Source organism: Streptomyces sp. NPDC048650, assembly GCF_043199095.1.
Taxonomy (GTDB): domain Bacteria; phylum Actinomycetota; class Actinomycetes; order Streptomycetales; family Streptomycetaceae; genus Streptomyces.
Genome location: NZ_JBICVM010000007.1, coordinates 101539 through 118225, shown reverse-complemented (window position 1 = coordinate 118225; position 16687 = coordinate 101539). Strand labels below are relative to the sequence as shown.

The 16687-nt window shown below is 71.3% G+C and carries 11 protein-coding genes and 1 pseudogene; 8 read left to right on the top strand and 4 right to left on the bottom strand.

Annotated elements, in window-relative coordinates:
* Window positions 1–170: 170 nt before the first annotated feature.
* The 6 genes and pseudogenes from ACGFML_RS21025 to rarD all read left to right on the top strand — a co-directional run bounded on the left by ACGFML_RS21025 (window position 171) and on the right by rarD (window position 7893).
* A complete protein-coding gene (locus ACGFML_RS21025; RefSeq protein WP_393545788.1) occupies window positions 171–1484 on the top strand; it encodes a sensor histidine kinase in 1314 nt (437 codons plus the stop codon).
* Between the two features lie 229 nt (window positions 1485–1713).
* Complete coding sequence (locus ACGFML_RS21020) at window positions 1714–2373, top strand: response regulator (protein WP_393546386.1); 660 nt, start codon at window positions 1714–1716, stop codon at window positions 2371–2373.
* Window positions 2374–2668: 295 nt separating this feature from the next.
* Entirely contained in the window at window positions 2669–4609 is a 1941-nt protein-coding gene (locus ACGFML_RS21015; protein ID WP_393545786.1) for a 2-oxoacid:acceptor oxidoreductase subunit alpha, read from the top strand.
* Window positions 4602–5696 carry a 2-oxoacid:ferredoxin oxidoreductase subunit beta gene (locus ACGFML_RS21010; protein WP_393545784.1) on the top strand — a complete coding sequence of 365 codons (1095 nt, stop codon included), beginning with the start codon at window positions 4602–4604 and terminating at the stop codon, window positions 5694–5696. Before ACGFML_RS21015 ends, ACGFML_RS21010 begins: the two co-directional genes overlap by 8 nt.
* 193 nt (window positions 5697–5889) lie before the next feature.
* A pseudogene (locus ACGFML_RS21005) lies at window positions 5890–6738 on the top strand (SDR family oxidoreductase); the annotation flags it as partial.
* Window positions 6739–6819: 81 nt separating this feature from the next.
* Window positions 6820–7893 carry an EamA family transporter RarD gene (gene rarD, locus ACGFML_RS21000; RefSeq protein WP_393545782.1) on the top strand — a complete coding sequence of 358 codons (1074 nt, stop codon included), beginning with the start codon at window positions 6820–6822 and terminating at the stop codon, window positions 7891–7893.
* Here rarD and ACGFML_RS20995 read toward each other — a convergent pair.
* From ACGFML_RS20995 to ACGFML_RS20980, 4 genes are all read right to left on the bottom strand, one after another.
* A complete protein-coding gene (locus ACGFML_RS20995; RefSeq protein WP_393545780.1) occupies window positions 7883–8755 on the bottom strand; it encodes an ABC transporter permease in 873 nt (290 codons plus the stop codon). The genes rarD and ACGFML_RS20995 overlap by 11 nt on opposite strands.
* Window positions 8742–9761 (bottom strand): ATP-binding cassette domain-containing protein, encoded by a 1020-nt coding sequence (locus tag ACGFML_RS20990; RefSeq protein WP_393545778.1) that lies wholly within the window; start codon window positions 9759–9761, stop codon window positions 8742–8744. The genes ACGFML_RS20995 and ACGFML_RS20990 overlap by 14 nt, the downstream gene beginning before the upstream one ends.
* A gap of 103 nt (window positions 9762–9864) precedes the next feature.
* The gene (locus ACGFML_RS20985; RefSeq protein ID WP_393545776.1) at window positions 9865–11142 is read right to left on the bottom strand and encodes an outer membrane lipoprotein carrier protein LolA; all 1278 of its coding nucleotides are present in this window, start codon (window positions 11140–11142) and stop codon (window positions 9865–9867) included.
* Window positions 11143–11476: 334 nt separating this feature from the next.
* Window positions 11477–12490 carry a polyprenyl synthetase family protein gene (locus ACGFML_RS20980; protein ID WP_393545775.1) on the bottom strand — a complete coding sequence of 338 codons (1014 nt, stop codon included), beginning with the start codon at window positions 12488–12490 and terminating at the stop codon, window positions 11477–11479.
* Between the two features lie 238 nt (window positions 12491–12728).
* Between ACGFML_RS20980 and ACGFML_RS20975 the strand changes: the two genes are divergently transcribed.
* On the top strand, window positions 12729–14201 hold the full coding sequence (locus tag ACGFML_RS20975; protein WP_393545773.1) for a peptide MFS transporter: 1473 nt from the start codon (window positions 12729–12731) through the stop codon (window positions 14199–14201).
* 32 nt (window positions 14202–14233) lie between these two features.
* Window positions 14234–16258, top strand: a complete 2025-nt coding sequence (locus ACGFML_RS20970; protein WP_393545771.1) for a CocE/NonD family hydrolase — start codon at window positions 14234–14236, stop codon at window positions 16256–16258.
* The last annotated feature ends 429 nt before the right edge of the window (window positions 16259–16687 follow it).

The following is a 16687-nucleotide window of genomic DNA, read 5'->3' as shown; positions in this document are numbered from 1 at the left end:
GGGGCCGTACCGACCTGCGGTATGCGCTCTTCCTCAGGTCCAGGGGTGGGGAAAACCCCAGACGAAGAGTGCGCTGAGCCTCATGGTGCGGGCGGCGGCGTTCGCGGACGCTTGTCGTAGCGGAAAAGAGCCGATCACCAACCGCACACGGCAGAACGGACACCGAGTCGATGGACACCGCATACGCACCGCAGCCCCGTGGCTCCCAGGTGCCCGTGGGACTGCGCGCCCCCTTCTCCGGGCGTACCTGGCGCGAGTTCCTCTATCTCTTCCTCAGCGTCCCGCTCTCGACCCTGATGTTCGGCTACGCGATAGCGGTGATCGCACTCAGCGCCGGCCTGCTGATCACGTTCCTGGGCATCCCGGTGCTGGCCGGCGGGCTGGCCGGCGGCCGCGCGCTGGGCGTCCTCGAGCGCGGGCGGGCCCGCGCCCTGCTGGGACTGGACGTAGCCGGGCCGGCGCCGCTCCGCCCCGCCAAGCCGGGCCTGATGGGGTGGACCGGGGCCGTACTGAAGAGCGGGGCGTCCTGGCGGCACCTCGTCCACTGCCTCCTGCACTTCCCCTGGGCGCTGTTCTCCTTCATCTTCTCGACGACCTTCTGGGCCGTCGGCTGGGGTCTGCTGGCCTATCCGCTGTGGCAGTGGACGTTCCCCCGGTATCTGGGTCAGCCGGGCATCCAGGTATGGGGGGATGGCGACGGCCACGGCCGCTATCTCGACACGCCCCTGGCGATCGCCGGTGTCAGCGGTATCGGGCTGCTGCTGGTGCTCGCCGGGCCCTGGCTGATCCACGGGCTGACGCAGCTGGACCGGGTGATGGTGCGCGGCCTGCTGGGCCGCTCCCTCCTCGCCGGCCGGGTGTCCGAGCTGGAGGCGGACCGCGGGGTGGCAGTCGACACCGCGGCGGCCGATCTGCGGCGCATCGAGCGGGAGCTGCACGACGGCGCACAGGCCCGGCTCGTCTCGCTCGCCATGGAGCTGGGCCTGGCCAAGGAGAAGGTCACCGCCGATCCGGGCGCCGCCGCCCGGATGGTGGACGAGGCGCACGGCGAGGTGAAGACGGCGCTGCGGGAGCTGCGGGAGCTGGCCCGCGGCATCCATCCGGCGATCCTGACCGACCGGGGGCTCGGGCCGGCGCTGTCGGCCCTGTCCGCGCGCTGCACGGTGCCGGTGACGGTGACCGTCGATCTGAACGGCAGGCCCGCCGCCGCGGTCGAGGGCATCGCGTACTTCACCGTCTCCGAGCTGCTGGAGAACGTCTCCCGGCACTCCCGGGCCACCGGCGCCACGGTCGATGTCTGGCACACGGCCGGCCGGCTCATGCTGGAGGTGACGGACAACGGCCGGGGCGGTGCGACCACCGTTGAGGGCAGCGGCCTGGCGGGCCTGGCGGAGCGGCTGGACTCCGTGGACGGCCTGCTCGTCGTGAAATCCCCGCACGGCGGCCCGACCTCCATATCCGCAGAGCTGCCGTGGCGGAGTTAGCGGGGAGCGGACTGCCGACGTCCGGGGCCGGGGCAGGGGTCCGACCCCGTTCCCGGCCCCGGCGCACTTCCGCCTTCCGCCTTCCGCCTTCCGCCTCCCGCCTGCCCCATAGGTCGCCGCCCCGCACCGATTCTGCGGCTCCCGCCGCGCCGTGCCCCGGATGCTGGAATGCTGGGGCCGCAGGGCGGGTTGTACGAGGTGCGGGGGAATGTGAGCCGTGGAGGACAGTGTGCGGGTGGTCATCGCCGAGGACTCGGTGCTTCTGCGGGAGGGCCTGACCCGATTGCTGACCGACCGCGGGCATGACGTCGTGGCGGGTGTGGGTGACGCCGAGGCACTGATCAAAGTGATCGCGGAACTCGCCACCGAGGGCGCACTCCCGGATGTGGTGGTGGCGGACGTACGGATGCCGCCGACGCACACCGACGAGGGGGTGCGGGCCGCGATCCGGCTGCGCAAGGAGCATCCGGATCTGGGCGTGCTGGTGCTCTCGCAGTATGTCGAGGAGCAGTACGCGACGGAACTGCTGGCCGGCTCCAGCCGAGGGGTGGGATATCTGCTCAAGGACCGGGTGGCCGAGGTCCGGGAATTCGTCGACGCCGTGGTCCGGGTCGCCGAAGGTGGCACCGCACTGGACCCGGAGGTGGTGGCCCAGTTGCTGGGGCGCAGCCGCAAGCAGGATGTTCTCGCGTATCTGACGCCCCGGGAGCGGGAGGTGTTGGGACTGATGGCGGAGGGCCGGACGAATTCCGCGGTCGCCCGGCAATTGGTGGTCAGCGCGGGTGCGGTGGAGAAGCACGTGAGCAATATCTTTCTGAAACTGGGCCTCTCCCCGAGTGACGGGGATCACCGTCGGGTGCTCGCGGTGCTCGCCTACCTGAGCCCCTGAGGACCTGACGCCCTGCCAGATGCGCAGGCGGAAGGGGTGCCCGCCCGGTCCCAAGACCTTGGACCTAGAACTATTGGACGAAGTCCGGAGCGTTCTGAAGAAGGAGTAACGGGGGTAGTGATTTTATGACAAACCACGTCATTACGGCGTCTCATCCTGCGGTCCACTATGCGGCCGACCCGGGGAAGGCGACCCTTACCCACGTACGATGGACATGGGACAACCGGCCGGTACGCCACGTCCCGAGCCCTGCCTCCGGCGGGGACGCCGCACCCCTCGAGGGAGGTCCGAAGCAGTGACCAGCCAGGTCAGTAGCCCAGCCGAGAAGACCGACGGTGCGCTTGTCGGGGAACAACGCGCGCCCGGTGACGGCGGCGGAGGCAAAGAAGTCCGGCGTCTGGACCGGGTGATCATCCGGTTCGCCGGGGACTCCGGTGACGGTATGCAGCTCACCGGAGACCGGTTCACCTCCGAGACGGCATCTTTCGGCAACGACCTGTCGACGCTGCCGAACTTCCCCGCCGAGATCCGGGCCCCCGCCGGCACCCTGCCCGGCGTCTCCAGCTTCCAGCTGCACTTCGCCGACCACGACATCCTCACTCCCGGGGACGCCCCGAACGTGCTGGTGGCGATGAACCCGGCGGCCCTGAAGGCGAACATCGCGGATGTACCGCGGGGCGCGGACATCATCGTCAACACCGACGAGTTCACCAAGCGCCCGATGGCGAAGGTCGGCTACGCGACCAGCCCGCTGGAGGACGGCTCGCTGGAGGCGTACAACGTCCACCCGGTGCCGCTGACGACGCTGACGATCGAGGCGCTCAAGGAGTTCGGGCTCTCCCGCAAGGAGGCCGAGCGCAGCAAGAACATGTTCGCGCTGGGGCTGCTGTCGTGGATGTACCACCGGCCCACAGAGGGCACCGAGAAGTTCCTTCGGTCGAAGTTCGCGAAGAAGCCGGACATCGCGGAGGCCAATGTCACGGCCTTCCGCGCGGGCTGGAACTTCGGTGAGACCACCGAGGACTTCGCGACGTCCTACGAGGTCGCGCCGGCCACCAAGGCCTTCCCGGCCGGCACGTACCGCAACATCTCCGGCAACCTCGCGCTGTCCTACGGCCTGGTCGCCGCGGGCCGGCAGGCGGATCTGCCGCTCTATCTGGGCTCCTACCCGATCACCCCGGCCTCCGACATCCTGCACGAGCTGTCCAAGCACAAGAACTTCGGCGTGCGGACGTTCCAGGCGGAGGACGAGATCGCCGGCATCGGCGCGGCGCTGGGCGCGGCGTTCGGCGGCGCCCTCGCGGTGACCACCACCTCGGGCCCCGGTGTGGCACTGAAGTCGGAGACCATCGGGCTCGCCGTCAGCCTGGAACTCCCGCTGCTGATCGTGGACATCCAGCGCGGCGGCCCCTCGACCGGCCTGCCCACCAAGACCGAGCAGGCCGACCTGCTCCAGGCGATGTACGGACGCAACGGCGAGGCCCCGGTGCCGATCGTGGCGCCCAGGACGCCCGCCGACTGCTTCGACGCGGCCCTGGAAGCCGCCCGTATCGCGCTGACGTACCGCACTCCCGTCTTCCTGCTCTCCGACGGCTATCTGGCCAACGGCTCCGAGCCCTGGCGGATCCCCGATGTCGACGAACTCCCCGACCTGCGCGTCCAGTTCGCCTCCGGCCCCAACCACCAGCTGGCGGACGGCACCGAGGTGTTCTGGCCCTACAAGCGCGACGAGCAGACCTTGGCCCGCCCCTGGGCGGTGCCGGGCACGCCGGGCCTGGAGCACCGCATCGGCGGCATCGAGAAGCAGGACGGCACGGGCAACATCTCCTACGACCCCGCCAACCACGACTTCATGGTGCGCACCCGCCAGGCGAAGATCGACGGCGTCGAGGTCCCCGACCTCGAGGTCGACGACCCCTCCGGCGAGGCCGACACCCTGGTGCTGGGCTGGGGTTCGACGTTCGGCCCCATCACCGCGGCGGTACGGCGCGTGCGGGGCGCGGGGCAGCACATCGCCCAGGCACATCTGCGCCACCTCAATCCCTTCCCGAAGAATCTCGGGGAGGTCCTCGGGCGTTTCGACAAGGTGATCGTGCCGGAGATGAACCTCGGACAGCTCAGCACCCTGCTGCGCGCCACGTACCTCGTGGACACGCGCTCGCACACCCAGGTCAGCGGAATGCCGTTCAAGGCCGAGCAGCTCGCGGAGGTCTTTAAGGAGGCCATCAATGACTGAGACGATCTCGGAGAGAGCCACCCAGATCGAGGCACTCTCCCTGGTACCCAAGGCCGACGCCAAGCAGTCCATGAAGGACTTCAAGTCCGATCAGGAAGTGCGCTGGTGCCCCGGCTGCGGTGACTATGCCGTCCTCGCCGCCGTGCAGGGCTTCATGCCCGAGCTCGGTCTGGCGAAGGAGAACATCGTCTTCGTCTCCGGCATCGGCTGCTCGTCCCGCTTCCCGTACTACATGAACACCTACGGGATGCACTCCATCCACGGCCGCGCTCCGGCCATCGCCACCGGCCTGGCCTCGTCGCGGCGCGATCTGTCGGTGTGGGTCGTCACCGGTGACGGCGACGCGCTGTCCATCGGCGGCAACCACCTCATCCACGCCCTGCGGCGCAACGTCAACCTCAAGATCCTGCTCTTCAACAACCGGATCTACGGGCTGACCAAGGGGCAGTACAGCCCCACCTCCGAGGTCGGCAAGATCACCAAGTCCACGCCGATGGGTTCGCTGGACGCGCCGTTCAACCCGGTCTCGCTGGCGCTCGGCGCCGAGGCGTCCTTCGTGGCACGCACGATCGACTCCGACCGCAAGCACCTCACCTCGGTGCTGCGCGAGGCCGCCGCCCATCCCGGTACGGCGCTGGTGGAGATCTACCAGAACTGCAACATCTTCAACGACGGCGCGTTCGAGGCCCTCAAGGACAAGGAGCAGGCCCAGGAGGCGGTCATCCGTCTGGAGCACGGCCAGCCGATCCGGTTCGGGGCGCTGGCCCCCGACGGCTTCGGCTCCAAGGGCGTGGTCCGCGACCCGGCCACCGGCGACCTCAAGGTCATCGACGTGCGGGAGGAGGGCACCGGCGGTGTGCTGGTGCACGACGCCCACAACCCGTCACCCACCACGGCCTTCGCGCTCTCCCGGCTCGCCGACGCCGACACCCTGCACCACACCCCCATCGGTGTGCTGCGCAACGTCGATCGCCCGGTCTACGACAGCCTGATGTCCGAGCAGCTCGATGCCGCCATCGAGCAGAAGGGCAAGGGCGACCTCGCCTCCCTGCTGGCCGGCAACGACACCTGGACGGTCGTCGGCTGACCGATCCGGACGGCACCCCCGGGTGCCCTGCGGGCGCGCCGCTCGGCGCTCCGCAGGGCACCCGTTCGTCGTTCCCGCAGGGCACCCGTTCGTCCGCCGCCCTGTCCCGGGTTGCGCGCCCCACCGTCCGCCACGGCGCGTCTCTTCTGCTCGGGCCGGGCCGGTGCCATGCTGACGGCCTGCCACTCGCCAGGCCACCGGAGCGCTCGGCCGGCTCGTCATCGAGGCGCTGCTGACGCGTACCGCACCGGGCGAGATCGCGGCGGTCGCCCGGGACCGGGACAGAGCGGCGGATGTCGCGGCGCGCGGTGTCGAGGTGCGCATCGCGGAGTACAGCCGGCCCGAGAGTCTCCAGGGCGTCTTCGCGCCCGGCGATCGGGTGCTGTTGATCTCCGGCAACGAGGCCGGGCGGCGCCTCGGCCAGCACCGGGCCGTCGTCGATGCCGCACGCGAGGCAGGCGTGGCGCTGCTCGCGTACACCAGCGTCCTGGGCGGGCCGGCCGCCACCTTCCTGATCGCCGAGGAGCACATCGCCACCGAGCGGGCGCTGCTCGCGTCCGGTGTGCCGTACAGCCTGCTGCGCAACGGCTGGTACCACGAGAACTACACGGGCGCGCTGACCGCCACGCTGCGGACCGGTGCGGTGGTCGGCAGCGCGGACGGCGGCCGGGTGGCCAGTGCGGCGCGCCGGGACTACGCGGAGGCGGCCTCCGAGGTCCTCACCGGCGGCGGCCATGAGAACTCCGTGTACGAGCTGAGCGGCGACACCGCGTGGACGATGGCCGAGTACGCGGCCGAGGTGTCCCGGCAGACCGGCCGGACGATCCCCTACCGGGACCTCCCGCAGGAGCGGTATGCGGCGCTACTGGTCGAGGCCGGCGTGCCGGCGCTGGGCGCGCGGTTGGTGGCCGACGCGGATGCCGCCATCGCCCGGGGCGAGCTCGGCTGCACCCCCGGTGACCTGGCACGTCTCCTCGGCCGCCCGACCACACCGCTCGCCGACGCGATCGCCGACGCCCTCAAGGAGCTGCCACCGTCATGACCGTATCCCGATACGGGCATGACAGCGGTGCCGAACGGCGTTACCTTCACGGAGTCGACGCAGCATCCTCAGGAGGGTCCCTTGCAGCCTCGAACCGATCAGCGCGCAGGACTCGCCTTCGGCCTCTCCGCGTACACCATGTGGGGTCTGCTGCCCCTCTACTGGCATCTGCTGGACGCCGCTTCGCCGTCCGAGATCCTGGCGCACCGCATGGCGTGGTCACTGCCGGTCGCCGTCATCATCCTTGCGGTGCTGCGCCGTTGGGCCTGGATACCCCCGCTGCTGCGGCAGCCCAAGCGGCTCGGGCTGATCCTGGTCTGCGCCGTGGTCATCTCGGTGAACTGGTACCTCTACATCTGGGCCGTCAACGCCGGGCACGTGCTCGAGGCGTCGCTCGGATACTTCATCAACCCGCTGGTCAGCATCGCCTTCGGAGTCCTGGTGCTGCGCGAGCGGCTGCGGCCGTTGCAGTGGACGGCGGTGGGCGTCGGTGTCCTCGCGGTCGTCGTGATGACCGTCGCCTACGGCAAGATGCCCTGGATCGCGCTCGGGCTGGCCCTGTCGTTCGCGACCTACGGCCTGGTCAAGAAGGGCATCAAGCTCGACGGCATCGAGGGCTTCAGCGCGGAGACGGCGATACAGCTGCTGCCCGCCCTGGGCTTCCTGATCTTCCTCGGCGACCACGGCGAGTCCAGCTTCACGACCGGCGGGACGGGCCAGGCGCTGCTGCTGGCCGGGTGCGGGATCGCGACCGCGGTGCCGCTGATCTGCTTCGGCGCCTCGGCGGTACGACTGCCGCTGGTGACGATCGGGATGATGCAGTACCTGGCGCCGACCTTTCAGTTCGCGCTGGGGCTCACGGTCTTCCACGAGGAGATGCCGCCGGAGCGCTGGGCCGGCTTCGCGCTGGTCTGGCTGGCTCTGTGCCTGCTGACCTGGGACGCACTGCGGACGGCGCGGCGGGCGCGGGCGGCGCTGGCCAGGGCGGGGACCCGCGCGGGCCGGGCGGCCGCGGCGGAGGCGGAGACACTGGCCGCCGAGGCAGCGGCGGAGAACGCGGACGGGGCGGGCGCCGATGTGGCACTGGCCGAGGCCGAGCAGGCGGCTTGCCACGCGGATCCGGCCGCCGACCCCACGCCGCGCATCACGCAGTGATGTCCCGCGTGGTGAAGCGCGCCCACGCCGCCGAGCCGAACACCAGCGCGTACAGCGCCTGCAGACCTATGTTCTTCTGCAACTGGTCCCAGTAGACGGGGTCGCGCAGCAGGTCCGCGAAGGACAGCCAGTAGTGCGGGAAGAGATACGGCTGTATGGCGTGCAGCTGCGGGATCGTGTCCAGGATCTGCACGGTGATCAGCAGCCCGACCGTGGTCGCCATCGCTGCGACACCGCTGGTGGTGAGCGTCGACAGGAATAGCCCGACGGCGGCCACCCCGATGAGCGAGAGCGCCACCACGCCGGCGACGGCCAGCGCGCGCAGCAGCCCCTCGCCGAACGGGACGGCCGTGCCGGAGAGCAGGGTGACGTCGCCCAGAGGGAAGAGCATTGCGCCGGTCGCCAGCGCCGAGAGCGCCACGACCAGGGTCGCCACCAGGCAGAACGTCATGGTCGTGGCGTACTTGACCAGCAGCAGGCGGGCGCGGCCCGCGGGGGCGACGAGAAGATAGCGCAGCGTCCCGGCACCGGCCTCGCCCGCGACGGAGTCCCCCGCGACGACGCCGATGGCCATCGGCAGGAAGAACGGCAGGGTCACGGCGAGCGAGGTGAAGACCAGGAAGAGGCCGTTGTTGGTCACCTGGGAGATGAATGCCGGTCCGCCGTCGGAGCCGCCGCCGGACGAGCCGCCGTCGCCGGTCTCGATCTTCACAGCGATCCCGACGAGGACCGGTACACCCGCGAGCACCGCCAGCAGCGCGAGGGTGCGCCAGCGCCGGAACGTCATGGTGATCTCGTTGCGCAGCAGTCCCACCGACCACAGCGGCCGCGGGCGGCGCGGCGCCGCCTCAGCCTGCGACATCGAAGCCCTCCCCGGTCAGGTGCACGAAGATGTCCTCCAGCGAGGCGCGGTCGGTGCCGAAGCCGCGGACCCGCACGCCGGCGTGGACGAGCGCGGAGTTGAGGTCCGCCAGTTCCCAGCCACCGCGGCCCGTCGTGGCGGCGGCGGGGAGGTCGCCGGTCACCAGGTCGTCGGTGACCCGGAGGCCGGTGACGCCCCGTTCCTTCAGGACGCGCGCCGCGTCCGCCGCGTCCGGTGTCGCCACCGTCAACCTGCCGTGGCCGCGCTGGTCGAGGACGGTGGCGGAGAGATCGGCGACCGTGCCCTGGACGATCAGACGGCCGCGTGCCATCACCGCGGCGTGTGTGCAGACCTGCTCGATCTCGTCGAGGAGATGCGAGGAGAGGAAGACCGTGGTGCCGTCCGCCGCCAACTCGCGCACCAGGGCACGGATCTCCCGCATGCCCTGCGGGTCGAGGCCGTTGGTCGGTTCGTCGAGCACCAGCAGCTCCCGGGGCTGGAGCAGGGCGGCGGCCAGCCCGAGGCGCTGTTTCATGCCCAGCGAGTAGGCGCGTGCCTTCTTGCCGGCCGCGGCGGCCAGCCCCACCCGTTCGAGCGCGCGCCCGACCCGCGCGGTGCGGGTGCGCGGATCGGCGGTGGGGTCGGCGGCGTCGAAGCGCAGCAGGTTGTCACGGCCGCTGAGGAAGCCGTAGTGGGCCGGTCCCTCGATCAGGGCGCCGACCCGGGGCAGTACCCGTCGGCCCGCGCCGGGCATGGGCGCGCCCAGGACCCGGGCGCTGCCGGCGGTCGGCTCGATCAGGCCCATCAGCATGCGGATGGTGGTGGTCTTGCCGCAGCCGTTGGGGCCGAGGAAGCCGAAGACGCTGCCCCGCGGCACGACCAGATCCAGGCCGTCGACCGCGAGCCGGCCGCCTCGGTACGCCTTGGTCAGTCCATGGGTCTCGATCACCCGGTCCGCGCCGGGCAGGGCCGCGCGCTCGGGATCCGCGGTGGGTGGCGGTGGCATCGGCTCCCCCGATTGATGGCGCAGGACGTGGCGTATGGCGTACGGGCCGGCCGCGCCTCCCCGGCGGGAGGCGCGGCCGGCCCCTGGCTGCGGTCGTGACCCGTTACTTGGCGGCGTTGGCCGCGTCGATCAGGGCCTGCTTGTCGACGGCGCCGACGTAGATCGTGCCGTCGTCCGTCATCAGGGCATTGACCAGGCGGGTGGAGAAGACCCGGCCGGTGCCGAAGGAACCGGTCACCTTGTCACCGATGCTGTCCAGGAAGGCGCCCGCGTCACCGGCCGAGCCCTTGTCCTTGCCGCCGGGCAGGCCGGCGCCGGCACCCTTGATCGTGGCGATGGACGTCCAGCCCTTGCCGATGACGTTCGGCCCGCCGCTGTCCTTGAGGTCCTTCAGGCCCTTGCGGTCCTTGAGGCCCTCGCGGTCCTTGAACGCCTTGCCGTGCTGCCGCTCCGCCTTCGCGCGCTCCTTGTCGGCCTCCACGACCTTCGTGCCCTTGGGCGGTGTGAAGCTGAAGGAGCTCGCGGCGGGGCGGGCGAAGTCCACGGCGGTGTAGCCGACGTCGACCGCGGCCGCGCCACCGCTCTTGGGTGTCAGCGTGAACTTCAGCGGGACGCCCTTGTCGGCGTCCACCGCTATGCGGATCGAGCCGACCGTCGAGGCGGACTGCTTGGGCTTGATCAGGAGCTGGTAGGCGTCGCGGCCGGCGACCCGCGCGGTGCCGTCCACGGTGACCGACGTGGTGTCGCCGGCCGCCTTCAGGGCCTCCTTGGCGAGGTCCTGCGGAGTGGCGTTCTTCAGCCCCTTCGGCAGGCCCTGGGGCGCGTCGTGCTGCTTGCCGGCCCGGCGGTGCGGGTCGGCCGTGCTGTGCACGGCGGTGTTGCTGCCGCTGTCGTACGCCCAGACCTGGCCGCCGTTGTGGATGATGCTGTACTCGGCGGCGTTGTCCACGATGGACACCCGCTGCCTGTCGGGGCCGTCGGCGGCGACGCGCAGGGTGTGCGCACCGGACGCCAGCTCCATCAGCTTCTTCTGCGGGGCCGCGGACGCCCCGTCCTGGTCCTTCGCGCCGTCGCCCCGGCCTGCGCCGCCGAAGGCCCCGGCACCGCCGCCCGGCAGCGACGGCAGGCCGAGGTCGGTGGTGACCCGGACCGTGCCGGACAGCTGCTGGGTGTCGGACGTGGCGATTTTCGCTATCAGGTCCTGTGCCGAGATCTTGGGCAGGTCGGGAGATCCGGAGCCGGCGAACGCCGGGACCAGCCCGATCGTGGCCGCCGCCACTCCCGCCACCGCGACCGGTACGGCGTACCGCACCGCCTTACGGCGCCCCGGCGAGCGCCCCCCGCCCCATCCGTCGGTGCTCTCTGAGTCGTTCCGTGGCATGTGCCCTACCTCCGTCGTGTGCGGCGGTTTTCGCGCGATGCACTCGTCCACCCCTCGGGCTCATTGTGGCCCGTCCGCCGCGTTGTGGTGCTTCCCATCCCACCAAATCGACGCGGGCATGGCGTCAGCCCGCGGGGGCAATTCGGTCTACTGCTGAGGGATGACACCCGGTCACCACACGGGAGGCCGGGTACGACGTGAGGCTGATCATTCCCTAGGGGACGGCTCATTCCCCAGGGGACGGCTCACTCCCCAGGGACAGCAGCGGCCGCACGGCGGACCCGGCCGGTGGCGGGGTCCGTCCCCCGGCCTGCCGGCCGGGTCGGCACGGCACTCAGCCGGCGCGGTGTACCACCGTGTCGCACAGGCCCTCCAGCGCCGCCTTCGCCGTGCACGACGGGAGCGGCGCCAGCGTGGCGCGGGCGTCCTCGGCGTAGCGCACGGTGTCGCGGCGGGCCTGCTCGAGCGCCGGGTGGGCGCGCAGGCCGGCCAGCGCCTCGGCGTGCCGGGCATCGTCGGTGAGGTCGCCGGCCAGCAGTTCGCACAGGGCGCGGTCCTCGGCCGTACCGGACTCGCCCTCGGCCTGTGCGCGCAGGCGCAGCACCGGCAGGGTCGGGATGCCCTCGCGCAGGTCCGTCCCCGGCGTCTTACCGGACTCGTGGGAGTCGCTGGCGATGTCCAGGACGTCGTCGGCCAACTGGAAGGCGGTGCCGAGCCGCTCGCCGTACTGGGTGAGGATGTTGACGACCGATTCCTCGGCACCGGACATCATGGCGCCGAAGCGGGTCGCGACGGCGATCAGCGAGCCGGTCTTGCCGGCGATGACGTCGAGGTAGTGGTCGACGGGGTCCTGGCCGTCCCGCGGCCCGGCCGTCTCCAGGATCTGGCCGGTCACCAGACGCTCGAACGCCTCGGCCTGGATCCGCACCGCATCGGGGCCGAGGTCGGCCAGGATGTGCGAGGCACGGGCGAAGAGGAAGTCGCCGGTCAGTACGGCAACGGAGTTGCCCCAGCGGGCGTTGGCACTGGCCACGCCACGGCGCACGTCGGCCTCGTCCATGACGTCGTCGTGATACAGCGTCGCCAGGTGCGTCAGCTCCACGACGACGGCCGAGGGCACCACGCCGGGGCTGTACGGGTCGCCGAACTGGGCGGCCAGCATGGCCAGCAGCGGCCGGAACCGTTTGCCTCCGGCGCGCACCAGATGCTGGGCGGCCTCGGTGATGAACGGCACGCCGCTCTTGGTGGCCTCCAGCAGGCCCTCCTCGACAGCGGCCAACCCGGCCTGGACATCGGCCTCAAGAGCCTGGTCCCGCACGCTCAGCCCAATAGGCCCGACGACGGTCACGAGGGGTACTCCTGTCTGCTGACGATCAAACGGAATGTCGATCTGTCGCTGTCTCCACCACTGGCCAGCGTATCCGGTCGCAGTTCGATCACCGTGAGCGCCCGCCCCCCGAACCACCCGGGCAGCACACCGACCCGCGGAGCGGTATGTTCCAGATCACCGTCCGCCGGGAGTTTGCAAACGAAAAGAAGGGGACAGCAGAGGCTGGCGACTTCCCAAAAGACCTGGAGCATCAGCCGTGACCGTAGAACCCGATACGCGCGAGGACCATCGGTTCTTCGGCCATCCCCGGGGGCTGCTGACCCTTTTCTCCCTGGAGATGTGGGAGCGCTTCTCCTTCCTGGGGATGCAGGCCATCCTCGTCCTCTACTTCTCCGACCAGGTCGCCCATGGCGGCCTGGGGATGGCCCAGAACACCTCCGCCTCGGTGACGGCCGCCTACGGCACCCTGGTCTACCTCGTGTCCGTCGCCGGTGGCTGGCTCGCCGACCGGATACTCGGCAGCTACCGCGCCGTCCTGTGGGGCGGCATCCTCATCGCCTGCGGTCACTACGCGATGGCCGTGCCCGCCGCCGGCACGACCTGGGCCGGCCTGGGACTGATCATCGCCGGTACGGGTCTGCTCAAACCGAATGTCTCGACGATGGTCGGCAAGCTCTACGCCACCGACGACGAGCGCCGCGACGCCGGTTTCGCCCTCTACTACATGGGCATCAACATCGGCGCCTTCCTCGGCCCGCTGGTCACCGGGTGGCTCGGCCAGAAGGTGGGCTGGCACCTGGGCTTCTCGGCCGCCGCAATCGGTATGACGCTCGGCCTGGTCCAGTACGTCCTGGGCAGGCGCGGTCTCGTCGGCCGCAAGCACAGCGCGGAGTTCGCGCTGCCGCCCGGCGCCATGAAGCGCGCCGTGTGGCTCATGGTGGGCGGCGGCCTGCTGGCCGCGGCCGTCGCGACCGCCCTCGCGCTGACCGGCCGGCTCACCCTGGACGGCGCCGTCGACGTCCTGACCGCCGTCTCCGTGATCGCGCCGGTCGTCTACTTCACCGTGATGTTCAGGAGCCCGCGGGTCACCGCCGATGAGCGCGGCCGGCTCCGGCCCTTCATCGTGCTGTTCGCGGCGTCCGTGGTGTTCAACTTCATCCTGTTCCAGTCGTATTCCACGATGACGCTGCTGGCCGCCGACCATGCGCGCACCAGCGTCCTCGGCTGGGACTTCCCCTCCACCTGGTACAACTCGGTGCTCGGTGTGGCGGAAGTGCTGCTCGCGCCGGTCGTCGCCGCCGTCTGGGTCAAGATGGGCCACCGGCAGCCGCACGCCTCCCGCAAGATCGCGTACGGCGTGATCCTGGGCGGCCTGTCGTTCCTGGTGATGGTCCCGGCCACCACCGGGCGCAGCGGCGACTGGATGATGGCGGCGTGGTGGCTGGTGGCCTCGTACATCCTGCTGGGTCTCGGCGACATCCTGCTGGAGACCACGGGGATGTCCGCGACGACCAAGCTCGCGCCGGCCGCGTTCGCCAGCCAGACCATGGCGCTGTGGTTCCTCTCGCTGGCACTGGCCAACGGGATCCAGGCACAGGCCGTGAAGCTCTTCGGGGTGATATCCAACGACCTCTACTTCGGCCTCAATGGTGCGATCGCCGTCGTCGTCGGCCTGCTGGTCATCGCCGCCGGACCGTGGCTGCGCCGCACCATGCACCCCGTCCACTGACCCGCCCCTTCCTGTCGCCCCGGGACACCCTCATGCACATCCGCACCGACTTTCCCCACCAGACCTTCCGCGAGGACGTACGGATCCCGCTGCCCGACGGCACGAAGCTGTACGCGCGGATCTGGCGCCCCTACGGCACCGCCCCGGTGCCGGCGCTGCTCGAATACCTGCCGTACCGCCTGAGCGACTGGACGGCGCCCCGCGACGCCCAACGCCACCCCTGGTACGCCGGGCACGGCTACGCCTCCGTACGGGTCGACGTACGCGGCCACGGAAACTCCGAGGGGCTGCCGACCGACGAGTACTCCGAGACGGAGCTCGCCGACGGGCTGGCCGTCATCGAGTGGCTCGCCGCGCAGCCCTGGTGCACCGGCAACGTCGGCATGTTCGGCATCTCCTGGGGCGGCTTCAACAGCCTCCAGCTGGCCGCCCGCGCCCCCGAGGCCCTCAAGGCCGTCGTCACGGTCTGCTCCGCCGACGACCGCTACGACAACGACGTGCACTACATGGGCGGTTCGGTGCTGGCCGTCGACATGCACGCCTGGGCCGCCACGATGCTCGCCTTCGCCTCCCGGCCGCCGGACCCGGCGCAGGTCGGCGACGTCTGGCGGTCCCAGTGGCTGGAGCGCCTGGACGCCCTCGACCCGCTGATCCACACCTGGCTCGCCCATCAGTCCCGCGACGCCTACTGGGAACACGGCAGCGCCTGCGAGGACTACTCCGCGATCAAGGCGGCGGTGCTCGCCGTCGGCGGCTGGCACGACCCCTACCGGGACACGGTGCTGCGTCTGGTGGAGCAGCTCCCCCGGCACAGCACGGCGCCCGTACGCGGCATCATCGGCCCCTGGTCGCACCAGTACCCCGACCGCGGGCTGCCGCCGGGCCCGGCCATCGGCTTCCTCCAGGAGACACTGCGCTGGTGGGACCGCTGGCTCAAGCCGGAGGCGACGCCTCCGGAAGGGCGGCGTGACGTCATGGACGAGCCGCTGCTGCGCGCCTGGATCAGCGAGTCGCACCCGCCGGCGACCGTCTATCAGGAGCTGCCCGGCCGGTGGGTCGGCGACGCCGCCTGGCCCTCGACCCGGGTGACGCCGACCGCGCACCCGCTACCGGGCGAGCGGCCCCGACTGGTGTGCTCGCCGCAGCACACCGGTGTCGACGCGGGCCGCTTCTTCCCGTTCGGCAACGCCGCCGACCTGCCGCCCGACCAGCGCGAGGAGGACGGCCGCTCGGTCTGCTTCGACCTGCCCGAACTCACCGAGCGCACCGAGATCCTCGGCCGGCCCCGGGTGCGGCTGCGGCTGACCTCGCAGGCCCGACGCGGTCAGGTGATCGCCCGTGTCTGCGACGTCGCCCCCGACGGCTCCTCGACGCTGGTCACCAGGGGCGTGCTCAACCTCCTCGCACGGCACGGCCGGGACCGCGCCGTCGAATGGGAACCGGGCGCCACCGAAGACGTCACCTTCGAACTGAACGGCATCGGGCACGCCTTCCCGCCCGGCCACCGCATCCGCCTGGCGCTGTCCTCCGCGTACTGGCCGTGGATCTGGCCGCACCCGGAGACCTCCGGGTGGACCGTGGACCCCTCGGCCTCGATCCTCGAACTCCCCGTCCGCGCCGAAGGGTCCGACGGCCCGCCGATCTCCTTCGAGCCGCCCGAGCAGGCCGAACCGCTGGGCGTGGACTTCCCGCAGGCCACCGACCCGCGGCCGGAGCGGCGGGTGGTGCGCGATGTCGCCGCCGCGACCTGGACCCTGGAGGTCGACCCGCGCTACGGCGGCACCCGCGTCTACCCCGACGGCCTGGAGTTCACCGAGGACGCCCTGGAGACCTACCGCATCCGCAGCACCGACCCGACCAGCGCGCACACCCGTTCCGCCTGGTCGGTGCGGCTGCACCGGCCGGCCATCGGGTGGGACGTACGGATCGACACCACCTCCGAAATCACCGCGGACGAGGGCGACTTCCGCACCCTCAACGAGGTCGTCTGCCACGACGGCGACCAGGAGGTCTTCCGCCGGACGTGGCACCGCAGGCTGCCGCGGACCGCGGGCTGAGGCAGGCCCGGCGCGGAGGTACGGATTCCCCGTACCCCCGCGTCGGCACCGGCCGGGGGGCGGAGCCGGGGGCCGGGGGCTGGACGGGCCCGGTGCAGGTGCCGTCCGGGAGCCGCGTTGCGAGCGGTCGGGCGAGCGGTCCGGCGACCGGCCCGGCGACGGCTCCGAGAACGCTGCGTCGACCGCTCCCGCAACCGGTCCTGCAACCGGTCCTGCAACCGCTCCGACGACCGGGCCGGCGGCCACTGCGGTGACCGGTCCGAAGGCGACCGCGACGCCCGGTCCGGAGGTTGTCCACAGGTTCCCCCACGGCATTGCACCCCGCCGTACTCTGATCTTCGGACCGATCGGCCATGAGCCGGGCGGCCCGCCGACCGACCGGCCCGGCCACCCGACATCAGGCCGGCGGCCGCCCACCGGCGACGACGA